Below are 16459 nucleotides of genomic sequence, written 5' to 3'. Positions count from 1 at the left end.
TCGATGCCGAGGTCGCCCTTGGCGCCCATTTCCACGGCCGAGCAGGTGAGGCCCGCCGCGCCCATGTCCTGGATGGCGATGACGGCGCCGGTGGCCATGAGTTCGAGGCAGGCTTCGAGCAGGCGCTTTTCGGTAAAGGGGTCGCCGACCTGCACGGTTGGGCGCTTCTCCTCGATGTCGTTGCCGAATTCGGCCGAGGCCATGGTGGCCCCGCCGACGCCGTCGCGCCCGGTCTTGGCGCCGAGATAAACCACCGGCAGGCCCACGCCTTCGGCTTTGGAATAGAAAATCTTGTCGGTATCGGCGAGGCCCGCCGCGAAAGCGTTGACCAGGATGTTACCGTTGTAGCGGGCGTCGAACTCGACTTCGCCGCCCACTGTAGGCACGCCGAAGGCATTGCCGTAGCCGCCGATGCCCGCGACCACGCCCGAAACGAGATGGCGGGTCTTTTCGTGGTCGGGGGCGCCGAAGCGCAGCGCGTTCATGGCCGCAACGGGGCGGGCGCCCATGGTGAAGACATCGCGCAGAATGCCGCCCATGCCGGTGGCCGCGCCCTGATAGGGTTCGATGAAGCTAGGGTGGTTATGTGATTCCATCTTGAAGACGATTGCCTGGCCGTCGCCGATATCGACCACGCCGGCATTCTCGCCGGGCCCCTGGATCACGCGCGCGCCGGTGGTCGGCAGGGTCTTGAGCCACTTCTTGGAGGACTTGTAGGAGCAGTGCTCGTTCCACATCGCCGAAAAAATGCCAAGCTCGGTATAGGTCGGCTGCCGGCCGATCAGGGCGACAATCTTGTCGAACTCTTCCGGCTTGAGGCCATGATCGGCAACCAGTTTGGGCGTGATGGCAATGTGGTTTTGATAGGTCATACGGGATTTGTCCGGGATAGGCGGGCAAGGAGGTGGTCGAGGGCGATGACGATGGCGGTCAGGATGGCGAAGGCGACGAGCATGGCGAGGGCGTTGAGGAACACGGCGCCGTAGCCGATCTTGTTCACGGCAAGGATGGGGTAGGGGTATTCATTGACCCAGGCACCACGGGCGAGAATGTAGAGGAAATACACCAGGGTGGGCGCGAGCATCAGCGGCAGGTTGGACCATTTGAGGCTGCCATGCTTCTGGGTGACGAGCCACCACAGAATGTACAGCACTGGGCCCAGATAGTGCAGCAACGTATCGGCAAGCTGGTCGAGGCCGGTGAGCGTCACCAGGAACCGCAGCACGAAATAGACGTAGAGCATGACCAGGGCGATATTGGCGGCCATCATGGCGCGGGTGACAGGGTGGCGGAAGAGATCGAGCCACGGCCACGCGGTGACTGCCGACAGATAGGCCAGCACCAGGACGATGTTGGTGAGGATGGTGTAGAAGGCCAGAAAAGTGCCCAACCCGCCGGGAATATCTTTGCCGATGGCGGCATAGGCCTGCATCGACAGGACAAATTGCAGGACCAGCGCGACAATTCCCACGGCAAGGCCGAGCCAGGTCAGCAGCTTGCGCGGGTCGACCGGCGCGCGGGGGTCCATCAGGCCACCTGAGCCAGCATGCCGGAGAACAGGGCGCGCCCGTCGGTGCCACCATGGGCGGCTTCGATCAGGTTTTCTGGGTGCGGCATGAGGCCGAGGACGGTCTTGCGCTCGTTGAGAATGCCGGCGATGTCGTTGATCGATCCGTTGGGGTTGGTGCCTTCGGCGTAACGGAACGCCACCCGGCCATTGGCCTCGAGACGGGCGATGGTTTCGGCATCGGCAAAGTAATTGCCGTCATGATGGGCAACCGGGCAGTCGATCACCTGATCCTGCGTGTAGCCGCGGGTGAAGGCGGTGTCGGCATTGGTGACTTGCAGCCGTACCTGCCGGCAAACGAATTTGAGGCTGGTATTGCGCATCAAGGCGCCGGGCAGCAGGCCGGCTTCGATGAGAATCTGAAAGCCATTGCAAACGCCGAGCACCTTGACGCCGGCCTCGGCGCGGGCACGAACGCGGTCCATGATCGGGGAGCGGGCAGCGATGGCACCGCAGCGCAGGTAATCGCCATAGGAAAAGCCGCCGGGAATGACGATGAGGTCGACGTCCGGCAGGTCGGCATCCTGATGCCAGACTATGGCTGGGGCCGTGCCGGAAATCTTGGTGAGCGCCGCGATCATGTCGCGGTCGCGATTGAGGCCCGGGAAGACGATGACCGCGGATTTCATCGGCTGTTCCTCGCATGGGGGAGTTGCGAGGGTCTTGTCGTGAGTCTTGGGCAAAAAGGCAAGGGTCTCTTGTTCTTCTCCCCCACCCTCTCCCCGACGGGGAGAGGAATAGGAAGGTGCTATTCCGCCGGCGCCGCCGCCGTCGTGTCGCGTGATGCTTTTGCACCAAGCGTACCGGGAAAATGGGCCCATGACGGGCGCTCGAACAGCCACTTGCACCAGCCGGTGCGTTCGACCAGCCAATAGAGGATGAGCGGCGCGGCGATCGCAGCGATCATGACGATGATGCTGAGAGCGCTGACCTCGGTGACGATGCCGAGCTTGAGCAGGATGGTGCGCACGATGCCCATAGGCAGAACGAAAGCCAGATAGACGATCAGCGATTTGGAGCCGAGCCAGCGCAGCCAGTTCATGAAGGAGAGTTTGGCGAGGAGCACGGCGAGCAGGCAGAGCGCCACGGTGCCGATGGTGGCGAGCGCCAGATGGATGCCGGGCAGGGCGGCGAGGCCCATGGTGACATGGCCGGGAGCAATTTCGTAGCCGGGGGAGAAGACTAGGGCGGCGTTGGCGAGGGCCCAGACGAGCAGGACGGCGGTGGTTGGCCAGGCGTTGCGACCGGCCCAGTCGGCGAGGCGGAAGATGTGGGGTGCAAGGGCGTAGCCGGCGTAGAAATAAACGAAATAGGCGGCGAACTGGTCGATGATGTAGCTGCCGGTGTGAATTGCGGACATCTGCAGGATGGCGCCGACCGCGAGGACCGCCCAATGAGGCGCGCGCAGATAGTGCAGCAGTTTGGTGGCGGCGCTGAACACCGCCAGCAGGTAGATGAACCACAGCACGCCATAGGGCTCGATGATGGCCCAGGCGATGTAGCTCACGGCGGTGGCGGGATCGCGGGCGATCAGCGCTTCTTTGAAGACGATATGGATGAGCGCCCAGAGCGTATAGAAATAAAGGTAGTGCACGACGCGGCGATCGGCGTAGCGTTTCCAGTCGCGGGCGATGACCAGGGGCAGGAACAGCCCGGAGATCATGAAAAATTCTGGCATGCGGAACGGGGTAGCAAAGCCGATGACCCAATGCAGGATGCCGATGCCGCCGGTATCTTCGCCGGTGCTGAACGCCGAATACATCATGACCACGAGCAGGATTGACAGGCCCTTGGCCATGTCCACCCATTGCAGCCGATTTGCTGGTTCCGACATGCCGCACTCCGCACAGTTCGTCGGCACAATAGCGCGGCATTATTGTCGTGGGGACAAGGACCTGTGGTCAGGCTTAAGAGATTTGCTTAACTGCTCAAGTTTTAGCAAAGCGAGGGAACAGACATGAAAGGCTTCGACTGGCACGCCAACCCGATCGATCGCGACACGGTGGTGACGCCGACCTACCGGAATACCCAGAACGTCCGGCGTTTCCTGACTGCGCAGTGTGGCGAGGCGTTCGTGTTTGACCGCGCCTTCATGGCGTGGATCAAGGACGGATCGGCCAAGACCATGGGGGATGTGGCAGACGAGTGGACGCGGAGGGCTCGGCTGGGCGCGCGCCGTTAAGCGGTATGGCGCGCCGTTGCGTCAGACGGGAACCGAGGCATAAGCGGCAAAGAGCAGGGCCATGGTGGCGAAGAACATGACCGAAAGGGAAACGGTTTTAAGCATGGCGATATGGTCCGGCGCTAGTGATCAGCGCGCATCGAGTTATGGCAATTAGATCTTAATGAGATATTTCGATCGCGTAGTTTTCGATGACCGTATTGGCGAGGAGGCGCTCGCACATTGCGGTCACCTGGGAACGTGCAGCAGACTCGTCGGTTCCCTCGAGGGCAAGGTCAAACACCTTGCCCTGCCTGATTGCCGCCACTCCGGCAAAGCCAAGGCTTTTCAGCGAGCCTTCGATGGCCTGGCCCTGGGGGTCCAAAACGCCAGCTTTCAGCGTGACCGTGACGCGCGCCTTCATGCGATTATCCTGAAGAGACGGTTATTGAACCAGGCGCGGACCGGTGGTCAGCGCGTTGTCGGTTTCGACCAGGATGCCCAGGCGCTGGGCGACTTCGCGATAACTTTCGACCACGCCGCCCAGATTTTGGCGGAAGCGGTCCTTGTCCATCTTGTTGCGCGTCTTGATGTCCCACAGCCGGCACGAATCGGGGGAGATTTCATCGGCCAGGACGATGCGCATCATGTCGCCCTCATAGAGGCGGCCGCACTCGATCTTGAAATCGACAAGCTGGATGCCGACGCCCATGAACAGGCCGGAGAGAAAGTCATTGACGCGAATGGCCAGGGACATGATGTCGTCGAGTTCGGCCGGGGTGGCCCAGCCGAAGGCGGTGATGTGTTCTTCGCTCACCATCGGATCGTGCAGGGCATCGTCCTTGTAGCAGAATTCGATGATCGAGCGGGGGAGCTGGGTGCCTTCTTCAAGGCCCAGGCGCTTGACCAGCGAGCCGGCGGCGATGTTGCGCACGATGATTTCGAGCGGGATAATCTCGACTTCCTTGATCAGCTGTTCACGCATGTTGAGGCGCTTGAGGAAGTGAGTCGGAATGCCCAGGCCATTGAGCTTGGTGAAGATGAATTCGGAAATGCGGTTGTTGAGCACGCCCTTGCCATCGAGAACTTCATGGCGCGCGCCGTCGCCCGCGGTGGTGTCGTCCTTGAAATACTGAACCAAAGTGCCGGGCTCGGGACCCTCGAACAGGATCTTGGCCTTGCCTTCATAGATTCTGCGCCGACGGTTCATCTGTCTGTCCGTATCAATGAAGGAGTGTCAGGGGTGAGAAATTGGCCGCTTCATGCGCCAGATTGGCACGAAAATGCAAGCTCTTTCACTCTTGCCGAGGCCATGGCAGCCCTCTCCGAGGTGGCTGTTTGGTGCGGTGGACGCATAAAGTTGCAGGGTTGGAGCGCCGTTGATTTGGCGGGCGCAACACCTTATGTGCTGGGCGAACACGCCAGAACGCGTCAACCCAGAGCCGAGGGGCAAAACAGATGAGCGGATTCGACGATCGCAAGAAGGGTCAGGAAGCCAAGTTCGCATTCGATGCCGAAAAGCGCTTCAAGGCGGAAGCGCGCCGCAACAAGCTATTGGGCATCTGGGCCGCCGAATTGCTGAGCCTTGTCGGGGACGATGCCAAGACCTATGCCGCCGAAGTGGTGGCCGCCGATTTCGAGGAAGCGGGCGACGAGGACGTGTTCCGCAAGGTCAGTGCCGATCTCAAGGCGAAAAATATCGCGATCGGCGACGAGGTGATTCGCCAGAAAATGCAGCAATTGGCGATTCTGGCCAACGAGCAGATCGCCGCCGAAGGCTAAGTCGCGGTTGACGCCGCAGGGACGCATAAAAAGGGGAGCGCCTTGATGGCTGCTCCCCTTCGTGTCTTTGACGCAGTGGATCAGTTGATGACGACGCTATCGGCCTTGTACTTGGCGCCGTCCATTTCCCATTTCACGGTGACCTTCTGCCCCGCTTTGAGGTTGGGGTTCATGAACGTCGCCGGCAACGCATAGGCAATATTGTTGGCCAGCGTCAGCGTATGGGTTTTGGCGTCGAACGCCTTGACCGTGCTGGTGATCGATTGCGGCGTGGTCGTGGCGGCAAAGGCCATGCCGGAGCTGCCGAGCATCAGGGCGATAGCGACGGGAACGAGGAACTTGCGCATTTTTGTCTCCATGAAGACATCCGGTGACTTCGCATCCGGACAGGTTGCCGGTTTTCGGATCACGTCGCGTCGCCGAAAATCGGCCGGCGTGGTTCAAACCCGCGTCATCAGGCTTAGGCGCGGCGGGGGCCGTTCTCAACTTAAGGATATTTAATTCCGGTAAGGAACAAATCTGCCGCAATTTTGGAAGCGGGGCGGATTTGTGGCGGGATGGCGGCTGATCTACGCCTCGGCGTTGCGCGATGTGATCAAGGCAGCGAGAGATACATGCCGATCGAGGCTGGGGCGGTCGGGGCGAAGCCGTCGGGCATAAAGATGCTGCGCCGGTCCATCGGCGATCAGGCTGACATGGGCGCTTTTGGGTGCGTGGCTGCGCAGGCGCCCTACCAGGTTGGCCATGATGGCTTTGCCGATTCCCTTGCCCTGATGGGCTGGGTTTACGGCCATGTCGGTGATCTGGAATGCAGTGCCGCCATCGCCAATGACGCGCCCCATGCCAATCAAGGTGCCTTGATGCAGAATGGTAACGCTGTGCCAGCTATTGGGCAGGCCGAGCCGAGCGGCCTCGAGTGACTTTGGCTGAGACCGGCGGCGATGCGCAGGGCGCAAAAATCGTCCGGTGACGGGAGGGCCTCGATCAATTGGTCGCCGGCGGGCAGGATTCTCATTTGAGCCTTTGCATCAGGCGAGTGAACATCATCAGGCCCTCGGGCCAGGGGCCGTGGCCGGAAGCGACATTGATGTGGCCGGCGTCGCCGGCCTGGTGGAAGTCCGAGCCCCAGCAGGTGGCAAATTCCACGGCGCGGTGGATGGTGCAATAGGGATCGCTGGAAGACGCCACCAGCATGGACGGAAACGGCAATGGCGCACGCGGGATGGGGCGGAATGGCCAGGTCGCCTCGGGAGCGTCGGGATGCAATTCGACATCGGGCGGCGACACCAGGAAGGCGCCGCGAACCTTGGTGTCGGCAAGGCGCGGCGCCGTGTGCGCCACGGCGATGCAGGCCAGCGAATGGGCCACCAGCACGACGGGGCGCGTCGCCAGCATGATCGCGGTGGCGATGGTATCGACCCAATCGTCAAGCGCGGGCTCGTCCCAATCGGCCTGCTCGACAATGCCGGCGTGGGGCAGGCGCTCGGCCCAGCGCACCTGCCAATGGCCCGGCGCGGCGCTGCCAAGACCCGGCAGGATCAGGATATCGGCTTGCGAGATTTTCATGGCGTTTCGCCGAACACCCGCCCGAAGATCGTATCGACGTGCTTGAGGTGGTAGGCATCGTCGAACATGGCATCGATCTGGCTGTCGGACAGGGTGATTTCGGGATCGGCCTTGAGGTTGATGGCGAAGGCCCCGGCGCGGTCGCCGTCCATCTGCCACACCTTCATGGCGTTGCGCTGCACGGCGGCGTAGCTGTCTTCGCGGGAATAGCCGGCCTGGGTGAGGGCGAGCAGCACGCGCTGGGAATTGTGCAGGCCGCCGAGCAGGTCGAGGTTGCGGCGCATGTTTTGCGGATACACCACCAGCTTGTCGATGACGCTGGTGAGACGGGCGAGGGCGAAATCGAGGGTGATAGTGGCGTCGGGGCCGATCATGCGCTCCACCGAGGAATGGGAAATGTCCCGCTCGTGCCAGAGTGCAACGTTTTCAAGCGCGGGGGTCACCATGCCCCGCACGAGGCGGGCTAGGCCGGTGAGGTTTTCGGTCAGTACCGGATTGCGCTTGTGGGGCATGGCGGAACTGCCCTTCTGGCCGGGGGCAAAGAACTCCTCGGCCTCGAGCACTTCGGTGCGCTGCAGGTGGCGGATTTCCACGGCGACGCGCTCGACCGAGGAGGCGATGACGCCCAGCGTGGCAAAGAACATGGCGTGGCGGTCGCGCGGGATCACCTGGGTGGAGACCGGCTCGACGACGAGGCCCAGTTGTTCGGCGACATAAGCTTCAACCGATGGATCGATATTGGCGAAGCTGCCGATGGCGCCGGAAATGGCGGCAGTGGCGATTTCGGCACGGGCGGCGACCAGGCGGGTGCGGGCGCGGGTGAATTCGGCATAGGCCTCGGCCAGCTTGACGCCGAAGGTCGTCGGTTCGGCATGGATGCCGTGCGAGCGGCCGATGGTGATGGTGTCCTTGTGCTCGTGGGCGCGCCGCTTGAGGGCGGCCAGCAGCGCATCGATATCGGCCAGCATCAGATCGGCGGCGCGGGCCAGTTGCACCGACAGCGTGGTGTCGAGCACGTCCGAGGAGGTCATGCCCTGATGCACGAAGCGGGCCTCGGGGCCGACGATCTCGGACAAGTGGGTCAAAAAGGCGATAACGTCGTGCTTGGTGGTGCGCTCGATCTCGTCGATGCGCGCAACATCGAAATGGTAATCGCCGAACTGCGCCTTGCGGGCGTTCATCACATCCCAGATGCGCTGCGCATCGGCGGCGGGGACCACGGCGAGTTCGGCCAGCTTGGTGGTGGCATGCGCCTCGATTTCGAACCAGATGCCGAAACGGGTTTCAGCCGACCAGATGGCTACCATTTCAGGGCGGGAGTAGCGCGGAATCATGGGCTTGGGCCTTGCGGTTCAGAAATCGAGTCAGGCAGAAATGGTGGATGCTGCGGTGCGAAGGGCGGCGATTCGCGGCGCGTAGGTGGTCACGTCATTGCCGCCCAGAATGGACGTGCCTGCCACAAAAACATTGATGCCGGCTTCGGCCAGCGCGCGGGCATTGTCGGCGGTGACGCCGCCATCGACTTCAAGCTCGATGGGGCGATTGCCGACCAGGGCATTGGCCTGGCGGATTTTTTCCATGGCGTGGGGAATGAAGGTCTGGCCGCCAAAGCCGGGATTGATGCTCATGACCAGCAGCAGGTCGATGTCGTCGAGCACATGCTCGATGGCCGACAAGGGCGTGGCGGGGTTGATGGCAACACCGCTGCGCCTGCCCAGTGCCCGGATGGCCTGGAGCGAGCGATGCAGGTGCGGGCCTGCCTCGGCATGAACGGTGATGCTGTCGGCGCCGGCCTGGGCAAACGCGGCGATATAGGGATCGATGGGCGCGATCATCAGGTGCACGTCGAAAGGCTTGGTGGTCAGCTTGCGGATCGATTGCATGACCGAGGGGCCGAAGCTGATATTGGGGACGAAGTGGCCGTCCATGATATCGACGTGGAAATAGTCGGCGCCGGCAGCGTCAAGCGCACGGATTTCCTCGCCAAGCCGGCTGAAGTCGGCGGAGAGAATCGAGGGCGCGATGCGGATCGGTCGGCTGGTCATTTTGCCCTCGCTGGCACACGGATGGGGCGGAACAGGTAAGCGCCTTGCCATAGCGCCCCGCTCCTGACACGACAAGGGCCGGCGGGGGAAAAGTGGCTGCAACGCAGGAGGTCGGGGCCAATGATCGGGCGTCTCAATCACATCGCCATCGCCGTGCCCGACCTGGCTAAGGCGGCGGCGCGCTATCGCGACCTGCTCGGTGCAAGCGTCGGGCCGTTGCAGACATTGCCGGAGCATGGCGTGACCGTCGCGTTCGTCGACACCGGCAACGGCATGGTGGAACTGATGGAACCGCTGGGAGACAATTCGCCGATCGCCGGGTTCTTGGCCAAGTCGCCGGGCGGTGGGATGCACCATATCTGCTTCGAGGTCCCCGACATTTCCGCTGCTGTCGCGACGCTGGTCGGGGGCGGGGCGCGGGTATTGGGCGATGGGGTGCCGAAAACGGGGGCACACGGCCGGCCGGTAGTGTTTTTGCACCCCAAGGATTTCGACGGGACGCTGATCGAACTGGAAGAGTTTTAGGTGGCCGCGACCTGATTGTGCAGTCTTACGCCACAGCGGAGCACATTGCCTCGCCATCAATAACATTAGTCTTTACTCATCAATTAGCAGATGCTATTGTTTTTTCATGATAGAAGCCGCTTCCATCAACATTGTCCTGCGCGCACTGGCCGATCCGACACGGCGGGCCTTGCTTGAGCGGCTTGTCGGTTCCGAAGAGATCACGGTTGTCGAGCTGACGCGCGGCAGCGGCGTGACGCAGGGCGCCATTTCTCAACACCTCAAGGCCCTCAAGCAGGCCGGCCTCGTTGCCGAGCGCCCAGAGGGCCGCAAGGTCTATTATCGCGCCCAGCCGGAAGGCCTTGCGCCCCTGGTCGACTGGATGGGCCATTACAACGTCTTTTGGGGCGAACGCTTTGCCAGTCTTCGAATACTGCTGAAGGAAATTGATCCATGAATGACGTCGCCTTGAAGCCGGACACCCAGGACATCCTGGTTGACGAAATTTTCCCGCATGCACCGGAGACGATCTGGAAAACGCTGACCACGGCCAGCTTGATGGGCCGCTGGCTGATGATGCCGACTGGCTTCGAGCCGGTGGAAGGCAAACGCTTCACCTACCAGACCAAAGCGGCCGGCGCGTGGGACGGGACCATTCACTGCCAGGTGCTGGAGGTAAAGCCGAACGAGCGTCTCGTCTATGCCTGGACCGGCGGGCACGAGGAGAATGTCGGATACGGCTCACGGCTCGATACCGTAGTCACGTTCATGCTGTCCAAGATCGAAGGCGGCACGCGCCTTCGCCTCGTCCATTCCGGCTTTGTGCTGCCAAGAAATGATACCGCCTTCCAGAACATGAGCGAAGGCTGGAAAAAAGTCGTCGTCAACATTGCCAGTATCGTTGACGAAAAAGACTGACAGAAATTTCGTCGCCGATGCTGCGTCACTTGGAGTATAAATATGAGCAAACCCTATACTGGCGGATGCGCATGCGGCGCGATCCGCTATGAAGTATCGGCTGAGCCGATTGTGATGAACGACTGCCAGTGCGGCGATTGCCAGCGTATCAGCGGCACCGGGCACGGGTCCTACCTGACCTTTCCGAGCCGGGAAGCGGTGACGCTTGAGGGCGAAGCGGCGCATTGGGACATGGTCGGCGACAGCGGGAACGTCAAGACGCGCGGCTTCTGCCGTAGTTGTGGATCGCCGGTCTATCTGACCTTTTCGGCCATGCCGGACCTGTTCACCATTCACGCCGCGAGCCTTGACGATCCAGGCCGATACAGGCCGCAGATGGTGACATACACGATGCGCGGCCATGCCTGGGACCAGCTCGATCCGGCCCTGCCGAAATTCGAGAAGATGCCGGCGATGTAAACCATTTCTGTTACCTTGCGGCGGCGGTGCGCGGAAGAGGGTGCGTTGCGCTTTCACGGCTCCATCCCCGTAAGAGTAAGAAACCAGTCTTGGCTTTGCGCCGGCAAAGAATGGGTTCCCGCTTTAGCAGGCATGACTCTGCGGGAAATGTACGCGATGGGCCCCAAGGCCTTGAAGGACGTCTTCTAGCCGAAGGTTTCACAAAGGGGGGATGTGGCAGTGGCGCGCATTGATTTGTGGCCGGGTGGGACTAAACAGGGCGAGCAATTGCGTGGAGCGTCGTGCAAGTGGAGTTTTCGCTGACTGCCGTGTTCGGGGCTGGGGTTTTGAGCTTTCTCAGCCCCTGCGTGTTGCCGCTGGTGCCGCCTTATCTTACCTATATGAGCGGGGCCAGCTTCGAGCAATTGCGCGGCGAAGGCGTCACGCCGGGTGCGCTGCAGCGCAAGGTCATGGTGACCTCGGTGTTTTTCATCCTGGGCTTTGCCGTGGTGTTCGTCACGCTGGGGGCGACGGCGACAGCGTTCGGGCAGGCGTTCCGCCAGGCCTTGCCGGTCCTGACCCCGGTAGCGGGTCTGCTGATCATCGCCATGGGCCTGCATTTTCTCGGGGTATATCGAATCGGGCTGCTGGACCGGCAAATTCGCCATAACGGGCCTGGGGTCGCCAGCGGCCCCCTGGGTGGGTTCCTGCTGGGGCTGGCCTTTGCGGTCGGCTGGACGCCCTGCATCGGGCCGGTGCTGGCGACGGTGTTGTCCATAGCGGCCAGCAAGGAAACCTCGCTGGAGGGCGCGTCGCTGCTGGGGGTGTATTCGCTGGGCCTGGGCGTGCCGTTTTTCCTGGCGGGCATTGCCATCGGGCCGTTCCTGACGTTTTTCAACAGCTTCAAGCGGCATCTGCTGGTGGTGGAACGGGTCATGGGCGGGCTGCTGGTGGTCGCCGGCCTGCTGTTTCTGACCGGCAATTTTTCGCGCCTGTCCTATTGGTTCCAGGACAGCTTTCCGGTGTTGCAAAGCTTCGGCTAGCGCTGCCGGCCGAGCAATAGCGCGCCTTTAACCGTATGCAGATTAATCGGACGTCTTGGCAATCGGGCGCGCTATGCTAAGGCGTGGTTTACCGATTATTCGCATGGTGGCCGCGAGGGATATCACCACGGGTGCAATATGGGTTCGGGGACTGCGGCGCTGCAGCATCCGTCAGTGGATGCGACCGGCATTGGGGCCAAGGTCACACAGGTCGCGGCCGATATCAGCGTCCTGATGACCAACCGTATCGAGGATGTCGAGGCCAGTTGGCGCTTACTTGAAGCAAGCGGCGTGGAGTCACCGGGCCAGAGCTATGACTTCATCGCGCTGTGGGTGAAAAATCGACGCCTGCCGAGTTGCGATCAAACCTACATTGTTGGCAGCGTCGATGGAGAGCCCGTGGCGCTCTTGCCATTGCGGCGCCGCAGGACGCGCGGCGTGCGGCTGCTGTCGTGGTTCCCCGGCTCCAATGTCGGCTGCTATGCGCCAATCGCGAACCTGGAGCGGTTGGAGCAACTGGGCCCGGTGGGCCGCAAGGCTTTGTGGGCCCGAATGACGGCGCGGTTGACCGGGGCTGACCTGATCTATCTGCGCTGGCTTCCGGGCCGGGTGGGCGGCCGAACCGGCCTGTTCGATGAGCTGGGCGTGGCGCTGCCGGTGGAAACGCTTTATCGCGCCGAGTTCGCGTCCTGGGCGGAGTGCGAGCGGGTGCAGCGCAGCAAATCGCGGCGCAAGCACGATCGCCAGCAGGGCGACCGGCTGGACGCCCTGGGGCAGGTGACCTTCGAGGTCTCGCGCAATGGCGACGACGCGCGCGACACGATCGACACGATGTTCCGGCAGCGATCGGCCCGGTTCAAGGCCATGGGCATTCGCGACATTTTCGTGCGCGACGGACTGACCGAGTTCTATCACGCGGCCGTCGCGGCAAATTCGGGGATAGCGGTGCAGTTGCAGGTGTTGCGGCTGGGCGGCCAGATCGTCGCGGTGCGCTACAATGTGGTGCACGGGACCCGGATGTTCTGCCTGATTTCCTCGATGAGCGACGATGAGACGGTTCAAGCCGGCTCGCCGGGCAAGCAGTGCCTGTTGCGGGTCATGCAGAGCGTGTTCGAGCAAGGCTATACCATGTTCGACATGGGGGCCGGGTTGACCGATGAAAAGCGCCATTGGTGCAATGTGCAGATCCCGCTGCAGCACCATTACGTGCCGCTGAGCGCCTGGGGCCGCACCGTGCTGGCGGCACATCGGGTGATCCAGAAATCACGCCGGCAGATCAAGGGGCACAAGAAGCTGATCACGGCGCTGCGCGCGCCAGGGCAGTGGCTGCACCGCCACGCGGGGCAAAAATCAAAGTAACTTGAGGCCGCGCAGCGACGCGTGGCCGGATTTTCCAATGATGATGTGGTCGTGCAGCGTGATGCCCAGCGGCTTGGCGACGTCGTTGATCTCGCGCGTCATGCGCACGTCGGCCGCGGACGGAGCCGGATCGCCTGAGGGGTGGTTATGCACCAGGATCAGGGCGGTGGCGGCGTGCTCGAGCGCCCGCTTGATGACCTCCCGCGGATAGACCGGCGTGTGGTCCACCGTTCCCGTCTGCTGCACCTCGTCGGCAATGAGGCGATTCTTCTTGTCGAGAAACAGGATGCGGAACTGCTCGATGGATTCAAAGGCCATCTGGGCTCGGCAGTAGTCGATCAGTTCGGTCCAGGAACTGAGCACCGGCTGTTCCAGCGCGATGCGGTCGCGCCCGAAGCGAACAGCGACAGCCTGGATGACCTTGAGATGCGCCACTGACGTTTCGCCCAGGCCCGGCACTTTGGACAGCCGGTCGGCGCCGGCAGAAAAGACCCCGGAAAACGAGCCGAACTCCTTGAGCAGCATCTTGGCGAGCTTTTTGGTATCGCGCCGCGGCACGACCAGTTGCAGCGCCAGTTCGAGCAGCTCGTAATCCTCGAAGGCGTCGCCACCCAGCTTGAGAAAGCGTTCGCGCACGCGCTGGCGGTGGCCGGCATTGTCGTCGGGGCTGCCGGTATCGGGCTGCAGCGGCAGCGACGACATTTCGCCCAGGCTACCGCCGGGCGCCGCGTGCGAGGAGCGGCCCATCAGGTGGCCCGCTTGGCCAGGGGATTGAACAGGCCGCCCGGCGACAGGGTGAAAATCTCGTGGCCGGTCTGGGTGATGCCGATCGAATGTTCGCATTGGGCCGACAGGGTGCGGTCCCGCGTCACGGCGGTCCAGCCATCGGACAGGATTTTGACATGCGGGCGGCCCAGATTGATCATCGGCTCGATGGTGAAGATCATGCCGGGCTTGAGCGGAACGCCGCTGCCGGGGACGCCGAAATGCATGATGTTGGGCTCGTCGTGGAACAGCTTGCCCAGGCCGTGGCCGACGAAATCGCGCACCACGCTGGCGCGTTCGCCCTCGGCATGGGCCTGGATGGCGGCGCCGATATCGCCGGTCGTATTGCCGGGCAGGGCGGCGGCAAGGCCCGCTTCGAGGCTTTCATAGGTGATCTCGATCAGCCGCTCCGCCTTGCGCGAAATTTCACCCACCGGATACATGCGGCTCGAATCGCCATGCCAGCCATCGACCACCAGGGTCAGGTCGATATTGACGATATCGCCTTCGCGCATCGGGCGATCGTCGGGAATGCCGTGGCACACGACATGGTTTATCGAGGTGCATACCGAATGGCGGTACCCCTTGTAGAAAATCGTGGCCGGAACGGCGCCGTGATCGCGGGCGAATTCATAGGCGACCTTGTCGATGGTGGCGGTGGGCACGCCGGGTTCGACGAACGGCACCAGCACGTCGAGCGCCAGGGCCGTCAGCGCACCGGCCTTGCGCATGCCGGCAAAGCCTTCTTCGCCATGCAGCGGAATGACGCCGGCAGTGCGGCGGGCCCTGGACGTGGCATCGACATAGGTGATCATGGCAGACTCCGGAACGGCACTCTCGAAGGTAATCGCTGGCCGGCGCGAAAGAAAGGGTCGCGGCCGCACAGCGCTTGCGCGAGGGCATAAATCGTTGGTGAGGGGAAGGCAAATCGGGCGCCGCTTGCTTGACGCGGCCGGCCGGCGGAGGCATCCATGGGTCACCTCCTCCAAACGGTTGCATCATGACCTCATCCCCATCGGTTACTGCGGGCCTGCTCGTTATCGGCGACGAAATCCTGTCGGGCCGCACCAAGGACGTCAATATCGGGGCTACCGCCGAATTTTGTACCGATCTGGGGATCGAGCTCAAGGAAGTGCGCGTGGTGTCCGACGAAACGGACGACATCATCGCCGCCGTCGACGCCTTGCGGGCGCGTTACACCTATGTGTTCACTACCGGGGGGATCGGGCCGACGCATGACGATATCACTGCCGATGCCATCGCCAAGGCGTTCGGCGTGGCGCTGCCGATCAATGCGCAGGCGCGGGCCTTGCTGGAGGCGCGCTGGAAGGACACCGGCACCGAGGTCAACGAGGCCCGGCTGCGCATGGCGCGAATTCCCGAGGGCGCCGACCTGATCGTCAACTCGGTGAGTGCGGCGCCGGGGTTCCGCATCGGCAATGTGCATGTCATGGCCGGGGTGCCGGTGATCATGCGCGCCATGCTGGAGGCGCTGGCGCCGACGCTGCAAGGGGGCAAGAAGGTGTTGTCCGTCACAGTCAAGGCGGCGGTGGGCGAGGGGACGGTCGGCGGCCCGCTGGGCGAGTTGCAGGCCCAGTACCCGGACGTCAAGATGGGCAGCTATCCGCAAATGGGCAAGGACCGGGTGATGACCGAGCTGGTCTTGCGCTCGTCGGACGCGGGCCGGCTGGAGGAAGCGGCGCAGCAGGTTCGGGCCATGGTCGCGGCGGCTCATGAAAAGGCCGGGATTGCCCCGCCCGAAGCGTGATCGAGGCGGCCCGAGGAAGCATTTGGCGCCGGACGCCGAGTTTGATAGGAACGCCAACGCGCCGGTGCCGGCGCCGGCAGGAGAGACGCGCGTGAGTAATCCCAACCAGAAGTCGTTCCCGGTCAGCTGGGACCAGTTTCATCGCGACAGCCGCGCCCTGGCCTGGCGGTTGACGGGCATCGACAGCTTCGACGCCGTGGTGGCCATCGCCCGCGGCGGACTGGTGCCGGCCACGATCGTCGCGCGCGAGCTCAATATCCGCGTCGTGGAATCGGTCGCGGTCAAATCCTACGACCATCAGAACCAGGGCTCGGTCAGGGTGCTCAAGCCCATCAGCCAGCAAATCCTGGACCTGGCGACCGGCGGCGGCAAGGTGTTGATCGTCGATGACCTGGTCGATACCGGCGCCACCGCCCGCGCCGTGCGCGACATGCTCCCCGGCGCACACTTTGCAACAGTGTACGCCAAGCCCATGGGCCGCGAACTGGTCGACACCTTCATCACCGAAGTCAGCCAGGACACCTGGATTTTCTTCCCGTGGGA

At 62.8% G+C, this 16459-nt stretch carries 23 protein-coding genes; 10 read left to right on the top strand and 13 right to left on the bottom strand.

Annotated features, from left to right (window positions below; genetic code table 11):
• The 4 genes from ACFE8X_RS17570 to ACFE8X_RS17555 all read right to left on the bottom strand — a co-directional run.
• A partial coding sequence (locus ACFE8X_RS17570) for an AIR synthase related protein (RefSeq protein ID WP_375452796.1) occupies positions 1-872 on the bottom strand: 872 nt, incomplete at its 3' end.
• The gene (locus tag ACFE8X_RS17565; RefSeq protein ID WP_375452795.1) at positions 869-1528 is read right to left on the bottom strand and encodes a Pr6Pr family membrane protein; all 660 of its coding nucleotides are present in this window, start codon (positions 1526-1528) and stop codon (positions 869-871) included. The genes ACFE8X_RS17570 and ACFE8X_RS17565, both read right to left, overlap by 4 nt.
• Positions 1528-2196 carry a phosphoribosylformylglycinamidine synthase subunit PurQ gene (gene purQ, locus ACFE8X_RS17560; protein ID WP_375452794.1) on the bottom strand — a complete coding sequence of 223 codons (669 nt, stop codon included), beginning with the start codon at positions 2194-2196 and terminating at the stop codon, positions 1528-1530. The genes ACFE8X_RS17565 and purQ overlap by 1 nt, the downstream gene beginning before the upstream one ends.
• Positions 2197-2315: 119 nt before the next feature.
• The gene (locus ACFE8X_RS17555; RefSeq protein ID WP_375452793.1) at positions 2316-3401 is read right to left on the bottom strand and encodes an acyltransferase family protein; all 1086 of its coding nucleotides are present in this window, start codon (positions 3399-3401) and stop codon (positions 2316-2318) included.
• A gap of 123 nt (positions 3402-3524) precedes the next feature.
• Here ACFE8X_RS17555 and ACFE8X_RS17550 point away from each other — a divergent pair, with 123 nt between their 5' ends.
• Positions 3525-3749: a DUF6434 domain-containing protein gene (locus tag ACFE8X_RS17550; protein WP_375452792.1), complete on the top strand. Its 225-nt coding sequence runs from the start codon at positions 3525-3527 to the stop codon at positions 3747-3749.
• Between the two features lie 160 nt (positions 3750-3909).
• Here the strand turns inward: ACFE8X_RS17550 and purS are convergent, their stop codons facing one another.
• Entirely contained in the window at positions 3910-4152 is a 243-nt protein-coding gene (gene purS / locus ACFE8X_RS17545; protein ID WP_375452791.1) for a phosphoribosylformylglycinamidine synthase subunit PurS, read from the bottom strand.
• Between the two features lie 21 nt (positions 4153-4173).
• Complete coding sequence (gene purC, locus ACFE8X_RS17540) at positions 4174-4938, bottom strand: phosphoribosylaminoimidazolesuccinocarboxamide synthase (protein ID WP_375452790.1); 765 nt, start codon at positions 4936-4938, stop codon at positions 4174-4176.
• A 248-nt stretch (positions 4939-5186) separates the two neighbouring features.
• Here purC and ACFE8X_RS17535 point away from each other — a divergent pair, with 248 nt between their 5' ends.
• Positions 5187-5510, top strand: coding sequence for a DUF1476 domain-containing protein (locus ACFE8X_RS17535; RefSeq protein ID WP_375452789.1), 324 nt, complete (start codon positions 5187-5189; stop codon positions 5508-5510).
• An 80-nt stretch (positions 5511-5590) separates the two neighbouring features.
• Here ACFE8X_RS17535 and ACFE8X_RS17530 read toward each other — a convergent pair whose 3' ends face one another.
• The 5 genes from ACFE8X_RS17530 to rpe form a co-directional block, all read right to left on the bottom strand.
• Positions 5591-5857 carry a DUF1344 domain-containing protein gene (locus tag ACFE8X_RS17530; protein ID WP_375452788.1) on the bottom strand — a complete coding sequence of 89 codons (267 nt, stop codon included), beginning with the start codon at positions 5855-5857 and terminating at the stop codon, positions 5591-5593.
• A gap of 222 nt (positions 5858-6079) precedes the next feature.
• A complete protein-coding gene (locus ACFE8X_RS17525) occupies positions 6080-6466 on the bottom strand; it encodes a GNAT family N-acetyltransferase (protein WP_375452787.1) in 387 nt (128 codons plus the stop codon).
• A 55-nt stretch (positions 6467-6521) separates the two neighbouring features.
• Positions 6522-7076, bottom strand: coding sequence for an RBBP9/YdeN family alpha/beta hydrolase (locus tag ACFE8X_RS17520; protein WP_375452786.1), 555 nt, complete (start codon positions 7074-7076; stop codon positions 6522-6524).
• Complete coding sequence (purB, locus tag ACFE8X_RS17515; protein WP_375452785.1) at positions 7073-8410, bottom strand: adenylosuccinate lyase; 1338 nt, start codon at positions 8408-8410, stop codon at positions 7073-7075. Before purB ends, ACFE8X_RS17520 begins: the two co-directional genes overlap by 4 nt.
• A 30-nt stretch (positions 8411-8440) precedes the next feature.
• Positions 8441-9121, bottom strand: a complete 681-nt coding sequence (rpe, locus tag ACFE8X_RS17510; RefSeq protein ID WP_375452784.1) for a ribulose-phosphate 3-epimerase — start codon at positions 9119-9121, stop codon at positions 8441-8443.
• A 120-nt stretch (positions 9122-9241) separates the two neighbouring features.
• On the opposite strand from rpe, the gene mce reads away from it, so the two are divergent.
• From mce to ACFE8X_RS17480, 6 genes are all read left to right on the top strand, one after another.
• Complete coding sequence (gene mce / locus ACFE8X_RS17505) at positions 9242-9646, top strand: methylmalonyl-CoA epimerase (protein ID WP_375452783.1); 405 nt, start codon at positions 9242-9244, stop codon at positions 9644-9646.
• 106 nt (positions 9647-9752) lie between these two features.
• Positions 9753-10082: an ArsR/SmtB family transcription factor gene (locus ACFE8X_RS17500; RefSeq protein ID WP_375452782.1), complete on the top strand. Its 330-nt coding sequence runs from the start codon at positions 9753-9755 to the stop codon at positions 10080-10082.
• Positions 10079-10543, top strand: coding sequence for an SRPBCC domain-containing protein (locus ACFE8X_RS17495; RefSeq protein ID WP_375452781.1), 465 nt, complete (start codon positions 10079-10081; stop codon positions 10541-10543). The genes ACFE8X_RS17500 and ACFE8X_RS17495 overlap by 4 nt, the downstream gene beginning before the upstream one ends.
• Positions 10544-10585: 42 nt before the next feature.
• Entirely contained in the window at positions 10586-11002 is a 417-nt protein-coding gene (locus ACFE8X_RS17490; RefSeq protein WP_375452780.1) for a GFA family protein, read from the top strand.
• A gap of 281 nt (positions 11003-11283) precedes the next feature.
• A complete protein-coding gene (locus tag ACFE8X_RS17485; RefSeq protein WP_375452779.1) occupies positions 11284-12024 on the top strand; it encodes a cytochrome c biogenesis CcdA family protein in 741 nt (246 codons plus the stop codon).
• A 138-nt stretch (positions 12025-12162) separates the two neighbouring features.
• A complete protein-coding gene (locus ACFE8X_RS17480; protein ID WP_375452778.1) occupies positions 12163-13383 on the top strand; it encodes a GNAT family N-acetyltransferase in 1221 nt (406 codons plus the stop codon).
• On the opposite strand, the gene radC is transcribed toward ACFE8X_RS17480, so the two are convergent.
• The gene (radC, locus tag ACFE8X_RS17475; RefSeq protein ID WP_375452798.1) at positions 13375-14085 is read right to left on the bottom strand and encodes a DNA repair protein RadC; all 711 of its coding nucleotides are present in this window, start codon (positions 14083-14085) and stop codon (positions 13375-13377) included. The two genes, ACFE8X_RS17480 and radC, sit on opposite strands and share 9 nt — an antisense overlap.
• Before the next feature lie 44 nt (positions 14086-14129).
• Positions 14130-14963, bottom strand: coding sequence for a type I methionyl aminopeptidase (gene map / locus ACFE8X_RS17470; protein ID WP_375452777.1), 834 nt, complete (start codon positions 14961-14963; stop codon positions 14130-14132).
• Positions 14964-15148: 185 nt separating this feature from the next.
• Here map and ACFE8X_RS17465 point away from each other — a divergent pair, with 185 nt between their 5' ends.
• Positions 15149-15916: a competence/damage-inducible protein A gene (locus tag ACFE8X_RS17465; protein ID WP_375452776.1), complete on the top strand. Its 768-nt coding sequence runs from the start codon at positions 15149-15151 to the stop codon at positions 15914-15916.
• Positions 15917-15980: 64 nt separating this feature from the next.
• Positions 15981-16459, top strand: a 479-nt coding sequence (gpt, locus tag ACFE8X_RS17460; protein WP_375452797.1) for a xanthine phosphoribosyltransferase, incomplete at its 3' end; no start/stop codon positions are given.

The organism is uncultured Devosia sp., assembly GCF_964244875.1.
Classification (GTDB): Bacteria; Pseudomonadota; Alphaproteobacteria; order Rhizobiales; family Devosiaceae; genus Devosia.
The sequence above is the reverse complement of the archived record's forward strand: the minus strand, read 5'-3'. Positions and strand labels throughout refer to the sequence as shown.